This window comes from Ructibacterium sp. SJQ-7, from assembly GCF_054696575.1.
Map to the genome: position 1 here is coordinate 1,851,608 of NZ_CP195193.1, position 16,493 is coordinate 1,868,100.

The following is a 16,493-nucleotide window of genomic DNA, read 5'->3' on the forward strand; positions in this document are numbered from 1 at the left end:
CGCACAAACAGTTAAGTTGTATATTGAGGCTGAAGACCCAACAGCAACTGTAAAGGTTGGTACGAAGTCAAGAGTAGGTTCAATAGAAATCAGCGTTCCTGTAAGTACGGGAAGATCAAGCTACGATGTAGACTTTGATATTATCTCAACAGCAACTGATGAAAACGGCATAGCCGTATCTCAAGCACATAAAGTTACTTTGGTACGCCAGAGTGATGTTGCAGAACTTGAGAGCGTAGTTGTAAACGATACAAATGTAGTAGCAAGCGGAACTTCTTATAATGCTCACAACTTAACAAGCGAAACAGCAAATGTTGTTTTGAAAGCTAAGAATAACGGCAGAATTGAAGTTATTGACAGACTTGAAAATGTTCTTGCATCGGATGATACAACATCAGACAGTGTATGGACAGATTCAGATATGCCGCTTGAAAACGGCGAAACAACTAAGTATGTTGTAAGAGTAACTTCACAGAGTGGCAGAAAGTCAGTTGACTATATGCTTGTTTTGGAAAGAGCCGATTATGTTGGCGGTCTTGAATTCTTAAAGACAAAGCTTGCAGATGAGGACGATTACACAACTCTTACAGCTGACAGCAAGGGTATCTACACACTTCAAATCGACCAAGATGATGAAACAATAGACATTTGGACAAAGGCACTTGCATCAAATGCCGAAGTTACAATGACATTGCCTACATTGATTGGCGGAAATGTGGACTACATGACTGTACCGACTTCAGGAATGAGCGAATTTAATACAGAAACAGATTGGAGCCGAGATGTATATCTAAGAAAAGACATTAAGGAATTCTATATCCCTGTATATGTAGCAGTTCCGAACAGTAAGTATTCATACAGATATACTCTAAAACTTGAAAGACAGAACCTAAATATAGGTGAAGTTAAAGTTTATGCAGAGGATATGGATAATGAACTTGCTGTTGCAACAACAGATAAAAACGGAAATGACGTTTATGAATTGATTGTCAGTGAAGATAAGACAAATGTTCACGTTAAGGTTACAGCAAGCGGCAATAACGCTATGGTAAGCGGTGATTACGCATCAGTAGGTGCGGCTCTACCAAATTCGGCTGTAAATAACAGTGTATTTGAAAAAGAAGAATGGGCTCTTAACGGAGAAGTGACAACATTCGAGTTCAAAATTCGTGCAGAAGATGCCGATGAAAATACATATAAGACAATTTATCTAAATGTATACAAGGCAAATGAAGATACAGATCTTGAAAAAGTAGAAGTTAGATATACTCGTAACAACGTTGAGGGAACAGTTCAGGCAGTTAAGGGAGAAAACGGCGAATATAACGCATGGATTTCTTCTGACAAGACAAGTGATGTACTTGTTGACTTGATTGCTCAGGCAGCCAATGCCGGAGCTATGGTACAGATAGACGGTAATACAGTTGCATCAAGACATACAGATGTTCTTGAAGATGTATCTGCACCGGTTACTGCTAAGAAGATTACTGTTGTATCATCAAACGGACAAGCTAAGGCTGAATATAAGGTTAATGTATATATCGCAAATCTTGAACTAAAGACAGTAGACGCATCGGGTAATTCATATTATCCAACAACCGTTTCTGAATCAATAGACGGCAGAGCGGCTGATGTTTATGAGATATTCATAGATGGCAATTATACAGATATACGAATTGAGGCAAGCGACGTTAATGCTGAACTTACAACAGGTATACTTCCTGACACAGCACCTGAACCGAATGCAACTTCTTCAAATAGCTATTATAATTCATCATTGGCATTGAAAGACGGATATGCAGAAATTCAGGTTAATGTAGGAAATGCTAATATTCCAAGTTCGTTCAATAACATATCATATGTAAGAATTTATAAGAAGGACGATAATAATAATCTTGACTATATCGACTTAACATATGAAGACGCTAAGGGCGATGAAATTGTTGTCAGAGCCGAAAAGGTTGACGATGATACATATGCTGCAATAGTAGATGAAAATGTTTCATTGACAGACATTAAGGCAAAGGCAGAATCTAATTCGGCTAAGGTACAGATTGAACCGAATACAACATACAAGACATCGTATGATGAATATAAGGAATATCAGTTAACAAGCGATGAACAGAATGTCAATATCAATGTAAAACCTTCATCAGGTACAAATGATAAGACATATACTTTGACAATCTACAGAGCAAATACAAGTCTTGAATCAGTTAAGGTAGACGGCACTGAGGAAATCGGTAATGTTAAGAAAGAAGTAATTAACGGTTCAACGGCTGATGTATATGAAGCAACTGTTACAACGGATAAGGCAGACTTATATGTTAAGGCAGTCAGCGACAGCGCTCTTGTAAATGTTTCAGCAAATGGAACAAAAGCAGAAGACACCGCAAGCAATATATGGACAATAAGCGGATACGAGATTAATGATGACAGTGTATTATTGACAATTTCAATCAGACCATCAAGTAAGATAAGTGTCGATAGAAAGGCATACTTGAGAATCAGCGGAATTAACGATAAGACAGACATTGACGTAATCGCTAAGTACATAGATGCAGACGGCATTGAACAAACAATAAACGCTGATACAACATATCTTGTATCAGATAAGGAATTCATAGTAAGAGTTCCTTACGGTATCAATAAGTTAACCGAACTTACTGCGTCAACAACAAAGGATAATGCTCTTGCAGGAGTATATATCAGTACTGACAGTGCATTGACAAATGTTCCGTATGAAAAGAAGACATATACTGAAAAGAATGTAGCTCTTACAGACGGAGTAGTATCTACAAGATACGCATATGTCATTGCGACAGACGAAGTAAACCGTGAAAAGTACACAATTATAATTGTTCCTCAAATCAATCTTGATTTGACAGCTTATACAGAGTGGAACGGTTCAACGGGTGATAAGGCAACTAAACTTGTTGATGAAAACGGAAACGTAACACATAATGCTTTGGTAAGCCGTGCAGATAATACTAATATCGGACTTATCCCTGATGATAACAGAGTCAATGTAAGTTATACTTATAACGACGCAACTTTGAATCAGAGATACGGTACTGTACAAGTACCTAACCTTGAAGAAGGCAAGTCGCTTGATATTCCTGTAAAGGTTGTATATTATGCAGGTCAGCATTATGAACAGGTTTCTGAATCAACGTTGAGAATCTTTATTAAGAATACAGTTGTTGATCTTGAAAGCGTCATTGCAGAATACGTTGACACTAACGGTACAACACAAACTGTAATCGCAGTTCCTAATAAGGATGACGACGGTAATATCACAGGATATACAGCGTATGTTCCTGAAGATCTTGAAAAGGTAGATTTAACAGCTAAGACTGTTGAAACACTTGCAAATGTTCAGATAAGTGATACTAAGGATAACGATAAGTATACAGTAAACAAGTATACATGGACAGGCTTTAAACTTACAGCGGATACAACTTCAACAAATATATTTGTTAAGGCAACAGATAACAAGACGGAAAAGGCTTATAACCTTGATGTTATAAAGACAAACCTAATTCCTGAAGTTACAATGTATCCTGCAACAGTAGATAATTATAACAATGGCTATAAAGCAACATATGATTCTGCAACAGGTAAGTTTACAGCAAGAGTTGCTCCTGGTACTCTTGGTCAAATCAAGATTGACAAGGACGGCTATTATGTAAGATACGGTTATATACCAAATGACGGAAGTGAAACTTATGCTAATAAAGCTAAGTTGTATGCTGATAATGATGAACATATCACATGGTCACAATGGTATGACGGTACAACATTAAAGGATAATACTCTTCCAATGGCAGACCTTGTAACAGGCGATAATGCAGTAACACTTATCAAAGTACAAGTGGGAATGAGAGCCGCAGACGATGTAACCGGAACAGATATTGGTGACGGTAACTATGTAGGCACAAGCAAGATTTACAACTTGTTTGTATCACAGATGTATAAGGATGAAGACAATTTGACAATATTCCTTGATAATGATACAAAGGTTAACAAGGAAAACAGTAAGGCAGAAACAGACGAAAACGGTCAGACAGTTTATGTATATGAATACGGAATTGATAAGACTGAAACAAGAGAAAATGTTACAATGTTTGTCGAAGCACTTACAAACAACAATTTGACGAAACCGAATACAAGTTACTCAGCAACAGGAACAACATCAACTCCTGACCAATCAGGTAAATTCAGTTACAATATTAAGATCAGTGGCGGATACAGAAGTGACAGCGTAGACGTAAAGATTAATCCATATACCGAAGGTACGGAAACAGTACCTACAATAGTTGATATTGTTTCAACATCTGAGGCAGGTACGGAAGTACATTACAGAATTAAGATTTACAGAAAGTCAAGCGACGCTTCTATTGAAAAGTTAATCGTACCCGGCAGTGATGAAAATGTTGGTGATGTAGACTTGACAAAGGCAACAAATGTAAATGGTGTGGCCCACTATGCAGTAACCGTTTCAACTAAGTATCTTGAAGAAGATGCAGACGGTAATGTCCTTGTTCCGGTTTATATCAGATCGACAAATAACAAAGCTGTTATTAACGTAACTAAGGTAGACGACAGTTATGTTCACGAAACAGTGACTGACGATACATCTTACATCTTGGTACCGATTAATGTAATTAATAAAAAGGCACAAGTAAGCTTTACAATAACAGCTGAAGATAATTCAGCAACTTCAAGTCATGTGGTTGATATAACAACTGTTTCGGCAGATTCAGATATTGACTTGATTATGATTGCTACAATGAATACTCAGAGTATGGCAGAAGAAGAGTTCGATAAGAATTATATTGATGCTAACGGACATGAGGTAATTGTATATAAGGGTTACTTGTCATCAGATGATGTAGGAAAGAAGAGCAGTGCCGTAACGCTTTCAATCGCTGCATCAGAAATTACAACTCAGATTGTAATGGATAAGAAACACACTATTGTTCGTGTAGGCGACGGCAAAGAAAACGAAGTTTATAATGATAATCAGCAATATCAATATGTTTACGGTAATGGTAATGCACATTATAAGTATACAAACAAGATTCAGGAAATGGATAAAGATGAGTATACATTTATGAACTTTGAAACGATTGCCGAAGACGGAGTAACTAAGAAGTATTATGAAGTTAGACTTTATCCAATGGATAAGGATAATATGAACCTTGAAACTAAGCAGTATCCGACATCTGACGGCGATGAAGAAACACTCGTATCGTTGTGGGCAGGTGAAGTCGGAACAATCGAAACAATGGAAAGACCTAATACAAGAGAACTTTCTGCTGAAGAGATGAAGAGTCATGGTTATACAGATACTTCAATACCGACATATATCGCTTATATCGGCAATGATGTAACAGCTGTTGAAGTTAAGGGACGTACAGAACATGATTATGCAAGCATTAAGATTCATAATGCTGCTAAGTACGACATTAAGCAACAGGTTACAACAGTTACAGGTCTAAGAAAGGGTCAAAATGTAACAATCAACATCTATGTAAGATCACAGAATATGCAGAATACTGTAAACAGCTCCGCAGTCGGAACAGGTAAACAGTATCGTCTATTGCTTGAACGTGTTTCAAACGACAGAACATTGCATTTGGCAGAAGTAGCGCCTAAGGACATCATAGATGAAGATAATATCAATGAAGAACATTCTTATCAGACTGCAACAATATCACATGAACGTGAAGAAATTACAGCTGAGATTAACTATGGTGCAACTATCGTACCAATGAGATTTGAGGCTACAATTTCAGACGCAATCGTTACAGTAATAGGTGATATGCAGACGGGTGAAGAAGTAGCAGACAGCGATGAAAAGACTGTATCAGGTAAACATTCAGTTGTTGCTAAGCTAAACTTCACATCAGACAGTCAATCATATATAGTAAGCGTTGCAAACCAAGCAAATGACCCATATCCAAAAGCTTATACATTGACTTTGACAAGAAAGAACAATGACCTTGCGTTAGAGGATATATTTGTTCAAGGTAACCAAGCTACATATGTCGGATTGGAAAATAACATTCCGGTTTACGAATCAGAAATCTTATACGATGTACAAGATGTTTCAATCCAAGCTGTAACAAAAGATAAGAGTGCATACGTTGACGCTGTTACAGACGTTAAGGAAGAAAACGAAAGTTACACATTTACTCAACATATTTCAGAAAATCCAAGCTTTGCAACAGAAGGTAAAGTTCTTGTTACAAAACCTTACGAATATATGATTTATGTGGGTTCTTCAAACTTTGTAAGCGGACTTCCTGACCAGATTACTCCTGTAATCTTACGACTAATCCGTAAAGACGGCGGCGACATAACTTCTGACTTATCAGTTGTAATGCGTGTCAGCCATATTGAAAATGAATCGGGTAGATTGGCAACACCTTCAAGTATAGGTGCGAGCCTTGCAGATCCTGCGTCATATGAAGTATTGATTAACCAAAATGCAACAACTGCATATATCAATGTAACCAATAACCATAAGACTACGGAATTGACTGCATATTATCCGATTGAATATACTACTGATGAAGACGGAAACAACATATTAGTTACAGACGAAGATCATCATGTTGGCGGTCCAAATGCACTAAGAATGAGATTCTCTGTTCCGATGAATAATCAGCCGTATATTACAGTAAGAGTTCGTGCGAAAGACGGTAAGGGTAATATCAAGGAATACAACTTGAATATCAGACGTGAATCTAACGATGCGGCTCTTGAATACGGAAAGACAGTCGATATTAAGGATTACACAGATAAGAAGACATTATCTGATGTATCCGCAGTTTCAAACGGACAAGAAAAAGATACTCTTAACGGCATAGCAGGTATGTTTAATACATATGTAATCAATATGCCTGAGGGATCGGCAACTTCTAAGTTTGAACTAAAAGCAAGAAGCATTTATGCAACTATTGAAATGTATGACGAAACAAAGGGTGAATTTGTTGCAAACAGTGACGATGTTAAATATCTAAAGACAACTAACAGATTGACAGTTGTAAATGACAGAGAAAAGCATCTATACTTCAGAATTGTACCGGCGAGCGTTTCTTATAACCCTGAAAATGATAAGAACAGTCAATACAATGATAAAGACGGTTGTACATATTACAGACTTGATATAATCAATACTCCGGTCGGTACGGGCGTAGACAAGATTTATGTTCAGTACACATATGAAAACGGAGTTGATAACGGTCAACTTGCAAGTACAGACGGACATACAGGCTTTATTGCCACAGTTCCGATGAACTTGACAATGACGGATATTAAGATTGTACCAAAGAGTGCAGAGTCATCTATCATAGTAGACGGATATTCGGACGGTTCAACACCGGGTGCGGTAGTTCTAAAGAATGTTCCGTTACCTGATAACACAACAATTATCAACTTTATTGTTAAGTCAGTAAATAATATCGAAAACCCATACACATTGAGAATTTTGAAACTTGACGAGGCAGATTATGGTATGTTAGTTAAGGTTCAAAGTACAATAGATGCAAATTGGGATGACGATAGAGAAATGTATATAGCAGAAAGCGAACTCCCGACATACCAGACAGAGTCAAGCGTAACAGCTATATTCACAAATGTTAATAATACAGAATACTATGCGGTTGTAGGAGCAGAGAGTGAACAGAATCCGAGAGTGAAGATAAGTAGCTTGTCGAATACTGTTACAAATTCACATATCGCACTTCAAGGTGCAACAACATATGTGCCAATCTCAATCTATGCAACAGCAACAGCTGATAAACCTGATAAGACATATACTGTACTTATTAATAAGTCAGCTATAGATAACATTCTTGATTATCTAACGGTTGAAAGACGTGCTCCTGATGAAGATAACACTATTGGCAGTGACAGAGTATTTGAATCTCATGTATACAATGACACGGCAACGGCGAATGTATATATCAAGGCTATTGACCCGATGGCATCAATAGAAATGGTAAGATTAAATAATACATCTGCACAGGATCAACAGTGGAGAAGTATGTCATCCGGTGCATTAAATGCCGGTGTAACACAGTTGAAGGAAGGCAAGAACGAATTTATGTTCATAATTCGTCCTGCAAATACAAGTATTTACGGTGCATATTACTTGAATATTAATTATACGGCAGTTGATATGTCACTTGACAGACTTGAAGTAAGACCTGACGCTATTACAGAAGATCCTATTGAATTCAAGGGTAAAGACTTTAAACCGAATGTATTCGATTATGAGATTAACATTGATAACTCAAAAGACCAGTACATCTTTGTTGCAGATGCACAAGAAGCACTGAAATCTGTAAAAGAAAAAGGCATTAGTGAAACACTTAAGATTTATATCGGTAGTGATTACAATGACATATATGATTTACAGACTAAGAGTACTCCTGTTACTGAGGGCGGAGAAAACCCTGTAACAAGAGCATACACACCGTCAGAACTTGAACTTGATGAATACGGCTATGCTGAAGTTCCGGTAACTCTTGTACTTGGAGATTACACAAAGCAGTATACAATTATGGTTCATCACAGATCGAACGATGCAGACTTAAGCCATACTACATTAGGTTTGGGTGTTACAGGTTACGAAATGAATCCTAAGTATAATTATGATACTGAAGATTATGAAGTAACTGTAGGAGCAAATGTTGAACAGGTAGATATTTATGCTTATGCAAATCATGTTCATAAGAATTCAAGCACATTGATTACTGTACTTAAAGAAGTCGGAGGACATGAGAATATTGCCGGAGCGGCATTGAATTCTATTGTAACAGCCGTTAAACTTACAACAGGTATTAATAAGTTTATCGTAAGAGTAGAGAGTGAAGACGCTACTCAAACAAGAGATTACAGAATTAAGATTAATCGTAACCAACGTGAACTTAACCTTGAAACACTAATTGTTGACGGAATAAGAGCACAACGTTACGGAAATGAATATCTCGCATATGTTGATTACGATACAGAGCCGGTAGTCAAGGCACAGTCAGACGATCCGTCATACGTAACAACAAGCATAATAAACTCAGCCGGTTTACAGCTTGGTTCAGTAAGTACATCTACAGATATGGCAACAGCCAAAAGTGGTACAAATGACCATAACAGTAGTGATAACACAAGCATATTGACAATCAGATTGACTGATAACAGTGATTTAACTCATACTCAGGATTACAAATTGACAATAATTCCGGCAGGAACACCTGATATTCTAAGAGTTATGCTTGGTACACCGGAAGGCACGTTTGAAACAAGCAATGAACTTGGTTATGCAATGCCGGTGACAGCTAAGTGGGATGCTGATTATGTAAAGGCAGACGGTACAAAGGGTGCATACGTTGCTAAGATGCCGTCGTATGTAAATGAGGCAACTGTCAGAGTTATAACAGTAAGCGTAGGAAAACTTGTAAAGATTGGTAGCTTTGCAACTCAGAACTATGACTACTATGACTCTACAGGAAAGCAATTTACATCAAAAGATAAGGTATCAATTCCGCAAGAAATTAATATCGGAGTAACTGAATATAAAGAAGTTGCCGATGTTGAAAATCTTGTATATAGAAACTACACACTTGTTGTAGAAACTATGAGCAATGCAGCAGACCTTATCAACGCAGACTTTACATTGCCTACAGACGCTGATATTCATAGAGATTTCACGGAATATCTACCTGAGCAGCTTGATTATACTTACACAGTAAGTAACGCAGATACTTATATTACATTTAAGCATTTGAGAATGAGCGAAAATGCAACAGGTGCATATATCCAGAACTCAATGAACTATTCAAGTAGCGGAATATTTGAAGAAAATGAAGAAGTTAAGTTTATGCTTAAGGAAGGTATAAATGACATTAAGCTAAATGTAACTTCAGAAGATGGTACTGTTACAAAGACTTACACATTCAGCATAACAAGAATTGCAAATGATGATTATGCTAAGTTAAACGATATTATAATTCAAATCGGTGATAAATATTATGATACAGTTTCAGTTCCGGTTGAAGATAATACATCTGATAAGTTTACTTATCACTTTACAATTCCTCAGGAAATTGATGAATCTGATACGCCGATTATAATAACGGCAGTGCCGTTTGACGATGGATTCGATTATGAAATCGTTAACCGTGTAAGTTTGAATGACAATCAGTCTTCAAATCAGGTAAGCAGCCGTCAGGTTGTTTACGGAACAAAGCTTACAGAGGGTGACAGACTAAGAGTTATATTCAATGTTTATAACACTAATAAGACAACATCAGAATATGCTATTGAATTGTTTAAGGATTCATATATTAATCTTGATCCTGAAATGGCTTACTTGACCAATATAATGAGAGCCGACACAGGCAATCCGCTTACAAGAGTATTTGTAAATAATCAATACGATTATAACTACTATGACTCTGTAGACGAAGATACAATGGAAGTTAAGCTATCATTGTCGAAGAACCTTGGCGCACAGAACTGCGACGTATATCTTCTTGAAACTTATGTTGATTCAAATAACAATAAGGTTGAAAAGAAGACACTCGTAAGTAATATGCTTGAATATCCGATGATTCTTCAAAAGGGTGATAACACAGTTGTATTTGAAGTAAGCGAATCTAACGGTGCCGGCAAGGTACAAAATGCAAGATACTATTCAGTAACTATCAACAGAGCGGCAGGACCGGATACTGTAGTATTAAAAGATACAACTTCTACTATGATGGAACTTAGCCATAATGCAGAACTTTCAAATATCAATTCTGAAAACTATGCACTATTGACAGCGATGTTTGATAAGGACGTTCATGAATACTTCCTTGCAATCCCTTATGATGAAGATAAGCTTTCATTGATAGTTGAGGCAGCAGATGAACATTCTGATCTAAGAATCAGAAAAGAAGGCGGCGAAGAGTTGTATTATAACCTTGGCTCAACAGCAGAACTAAATGATATTCCGCTTCATTACGGTTCAAACAAGGTTGTTATAACAGTAACTGCCGAAGATAATATTACAAAGGAAACTTATATAATTGATGCACATCGTGCAACACCTGAACATACAGGCGATATAATTCATATGGATTATACAGAGGGTTCAAATGTTACTCCGCTATTTAATGCGAAGTTGACAAACTACTATATCTCATATGATTATGATGTAGATACTGTATCGTTCACTCCGAGTCTAAGACCTGAAGAGGTTGAAGATCCGGTAGGAATACACGGTAAGTCATATATCTATGTAAGTAATAATGCAACAAATAATGGTTCTGTGAAGATAGAGAGCGGACAAACTTATACAATGACCAATGTCCCTTACGGTGACACTGAATTGTTGTTCAAGGTTGTAACCTTTAACGGAACAGAAAAACATTATGTTGTAACTGTAAACAGAGCATACAATAAGGATAGACCTTATATTGAATTGCCGATAGAGATTTACAACTCATCAACCGGAGCGGAAGAATCGAGATATACATTATCAAGTGACTTCTATCATTCCGAACACGCATATTATCTGAATGTACCTAACGATACATCAGAGGTATGGGTAAAGGCAACTGTAGGTTCTGAAGAAGATACTGCAAGACAGCATGACAGCGTTAAACTTAATAATGCTACTCTTATATCAGGTAACGTCACAGGCGTTAAACTATATGAGGGTGATAACGTTCTTGTATTCGCTGTGGATAATACACTTGGAACTAAGGAAAGATACACAGTAGTAATTAACAAGGGCGAAGATAAAGCTAAAGCTCAGTATGACGTTGATATGAAACTTGACGGCTTAAAGCTAACAGAATCTAATGAAGAATTACCTATAATTCCTGAATTCAGAAGTGATCAATACTCTTACACAGTTGTTGTTGATAAAGATACAGAAGAAATTAATATGATTCCGTATTTCGATGAAACAACAAATATGTATGTGACAATCAACAATATGCCGATTACAAGCAGCGGAGAAAAACTTTCAGATGCTGAAAAAGCATATATGGGAGATAATCACCTTGGTATTACAAAATTGAAACATGGTGCAAATTACTTTGATATAGTTCTTACATCAGAAATTGATTTTATAAAGAGTAACGGTGATACAGGTGTTAAGGCATCTCAGACAACAGTACACTATGTTGTAAATATTGTAAGACCTAACGATACAATCGCCGAACTTGATTATCTTGCAGTTGATAAGGGTAGCATGGCTCCTGTATTTGATCCGTTGGTACATAACTATTATGTAACGGTGCCGTTCGATGTTGATACTATTACAGTTGATACAGAAGAATTGCTTACACACTTTGTTGAAGAAACAAAGGATTATGTTCCGGTTGTTGCAACTGTGTCATCAACATCTCACGTTGTAAATAACCACGATGGAACATTTGATGTTACATCACCGGCAGGACAAGATTCAACAGTAATCTTTATGGTATATCCATCTAAGGAAACAAATTATCCTACAAGTGTATACTCATTGACAATTAACAGACGTACTCATGATACGATTAAATCTGTTGATTTGAAAGACTTGACAGTAACAGCCGGAGGTAAGAATGTAGAACTTACAACAGACTTTACAACTCGTGACGTGAACTACTATGCTTATGTTGACAGCAATGTAGATGAAGTTGTAATAAATGCAACTCCGGAATATGACGGAACAAATGTCAATGTACACGGTGGCAACACAGTGGCAATCTCTAAACCGGTAACAACGGTTATTGTAGAAACAGGAAATGATTCTAAGGCAAAACAGAGATATTCAGTGACAATAATCCGTAAGTCAACCACAGCACTTACTGATTTAAGCGTAAACGGTGATACAGTTGATATAACAGACGGATACTCATCTACTGTTGTAAATACTGATGCGGTTAATAATCTACCATTTGATTTGACAGCAAACGATCCGGATGCGGTTATAAGAGTAAACGGCAGAAGAGTTGTGGATGGCAACATAACAGAACTTATCATTACAGACAGAGAAAAGTACACGATAAGAGTAACAGCTGATGACAGAAACAGTTATGTTTACACATTGTTCGTCAATGCTGATAAGCAATCAGATTACTTTGAACCGTTCTTGAAAGACATTATTGTCAAAGACGGAAACGGTACAATGGGTACATTTGAAAAGTCAGTGACAGGCAATGTACATAAGTACAATGTCATGGTTGATACATCAGATATAGAATTGTTTGCATATCCGTTGAATGATGATAATGCTTATATTGAAATATTTGATGTTTATGGTGGTAATGATGTTGTCAGAAGTGAATATCTTGACAACTATACAGTAAGTACACAGTTTAGTGACTACATTAGGGCACAACTTGATGATACAGATAAGGGAGTATTCAAGTTCAGAGTAACAGAATACGCCGAAAGTGGATTTGAAAATGTTTCGGAATACATTGTTAATATTTATAAGACAGATGTTCCGATTTTGACAGATCTACGAGTTGAACCATCACCTGATGCAGTAATGTCAGAAACATTTAACGGTACAAATTACGGTGATTACCACGTTTATATCGGTAAATCGGTTGAAAAATTCGATGTAATTGCAGAATCTTACCAAAACGTTGGAATTCAAATAGGTAAGGTATTGTCAGACGGTTCGGTAGATTATAATGATCCGGCTGTAGACGGTGCTTACAGAAAGACTATTGATACACCGCTTGATGAAGATAACTTTACAGTATTGGTTAAGATAACTTATGACAAGATTCTTCCGGGCGGCGACAGCGAAGAGAGAAGTGCGGTATATACTCTAAAAGTTATAAGAGCTCCTTATGATAAGAGTAACGCATATCTTGCAGATTTGGCAGTTGTAGAAGAGGATGAACCGAATAACGGTAAATATGAACTTGATAAGAATTATAACAAACTTATCAGATTGTATGAGACAGTAATTGATTATACAGATAACAGCGTTTCACTTGTTATAAAGAAAGAATATGAAAACGATACTGTTCTTGCACAGTTGGGAACAGAAAATCAAGTTGAAATGTTCACAGATATAGCTCAAGAATTTATTCTTCCTATATCGTTTATGGAAGATGATGATGCTACTGCAAATATCGACTTTACTGTTATCAGCCCAGAGGCAGACGATGTTGGATATTACAGAGTGGTAGTAAGAAGAAGTGAAAGAGCACAGAGTAAGATTCGTCTTGACAATCTTGTTCTTGACGATGGCGACACTGACTTGTACGACTACGATACATCTTCAACAGTAATTGATCCGTTCGATTCAGAAATATTCAAGTATTCGGCAATCGTTCAGGCAGGTCAGGAAAGCATAAATATTCTTGCAGTTTCAAGAGAACCGGCAGATACGGTTATCATAACACATAACGGTGTATCAACAGAAAATGTTGATAATGTTCCGAATGATTATGATTTGAGTACAACGTCAAATGAAGATATATTCTTCATAACAGTTTACTCATCACTTGATGAAACGGAAAAGACAACATATGTACTTAAGGTAATTCAACAGAATACAGCATTCTTGACAAACCTTGAGGTAACTGACGATAATCCTGATGATGAATATTATGAACTTGATCCTGAATTTGAACAGAATACAATTTCATATACTGTAAAAGTTCCGGTTCTTGCACAAGAAATTGAATTTACCGCAACGGCAGATACAACAGACAGTGCAGAAACAACTATCGCAGTTAAGTTGGATAATGTTGAAATTGACAGACAAGTTACAGATCAACTTGTTACAATAGCAAGACTTGACCTTTCAAAGACTGTATATAACTTTGAATTCATTATTACAAATGATGTCGGCGGTACAGGATGTTATAAGGTTAAGGTTATAAGAGATCATGATAAACTTGTTTCGGAATTACAAACAACTATCAGAGGTAATGTTAATACAGTTGCTGACGGCGACAATGTTGCCACAGTAAGCTTGTATAAAGTCCCTGATGCACAACAATATGATGTGATTACAGATCCTGACAGTGCACTTGTAGAAAAAGTTGTAACAGGAGCTGACGGTAAGTTTGAATTCTCACAAGAAACAATTACTGCGGCAGGCGTAGGCGTATACAGTATCACGGTAAGACGTGCAGGCTACTTAACATATTACTTATCTGAAATTGATGTTCAAGAATCGTATGCTAAAGCAATGTATGATTTCGGACGAATTGATTTGATACCTGGTGATATAGTTACAACGGGTGACAGCCACGATATTATTGATGAAAAAGACCTTGAATACTTTAAGTCAATGTTGGCTGGTACAGAATATACAATGGACGAAATCTTCGGAGATTATGCAGACTTGTATCCGGATGCTTTGGCAGCGGGAGCTATAACAACTGATGATAAGAATGATACAAAGTCTGAAGTGCCGACAGGTGATAAGACAGACGACAGCACAACAAAGGATGACACAACAGTCGATACACCAACAGGTGATAAGACAGACGACAGCACAACAAAGGATGACACAACAGTTGACACACCGACGGATGATAAGACAGACGACAGCACAACAAAGGATGACACAACAGTTGATACACCAACAGGTGATAAGACAGACGACAGCACAACAAAGGATGATACAACAGTTGACACACCGACGGATGATAAGACAGACGACAGCACAACAAAGGATGACACAACAGTTGACACACCGACGGATAATAAGACAGACGATAGTACAACAAAGGACGACACAACTGTTAACGTACCGACAGATTCGTCAGATGATAAAGTATCTGACAGTAATACATCGAGTGGTACATCAGACAACGGTTCACCAGACAGTGGCTCGTCAAGCAGTACATCAGACAGCGGTTCGTCAGATAGTAGCACATCAAGCGGTACATCGGATAGCGGTTCGTCAGATAGCGGCTCGTCAAGCAACAGTTATTCAGGTGAGGGCTTGAGAACTGCGGTAATGGGTGTTTATGATGAAGTTACAGAAGAAGTAACTGAAACAGAAACTCCGGTTGCCGAAGAGGAGGACGTTAAGGAAGACAATACGGCAATAACTACAGACGCCGAGATAACAATCGTTGAAGACGAAATTATTGTTGATGATATTGAAGATGCAGACAGTGAATTAAACACTGACAGCGCAACTACTCCAAACATAACTCCTGCACAAGCTATGGTTGATAAGAAGATATGTGACTTTAATGGTGACGATAAGTACAACGCTAAAGACAGACTATATATCACAACTCATAGAACTATAAAAGCTCCAAATCTTAATAATAGAACAGACAGCAGCAGAATTCTTATCAGTGCATATACTGAATAATAAAGACAACGTACCCCAAATGGGTACGTTGTCTTTTATATTTATATAAGAAACAAAATTCGACCAAATAGGCTTTTCTTTGACACGGAAATGTAGCATAGTTGTCATATTTGGTTAACTTGACAATTAGGGGGGGATGTAGTAT

At 37.2% G+C, this 16,493-nt stretch carries 1 protein-coding gene (cut by a window edge); it reads left to right on the plus strand.

Going from position 1 to position 16,493, the window contains the following annotated elements:
* A protein-coding gene (locus ACSAMO_RS08180; RefSeq protein WP_499209084.1) for an RCC1 domain-containing protein crosses the window boundary here: on the plus strand, positions 1 to 16,348 show its end. The gene continues 71,690 nt to the left of window position 1, outside the view; the window shows 16,348 of its 88,038 coding nt (coding positions 71,691-88,038); the start codon falls outside the window, past its left edge; its stop codon occupies positions 16,346 to 16,348.
* Positions 16,349 to 16,493 lie beyond the last annotated feature (145 nt).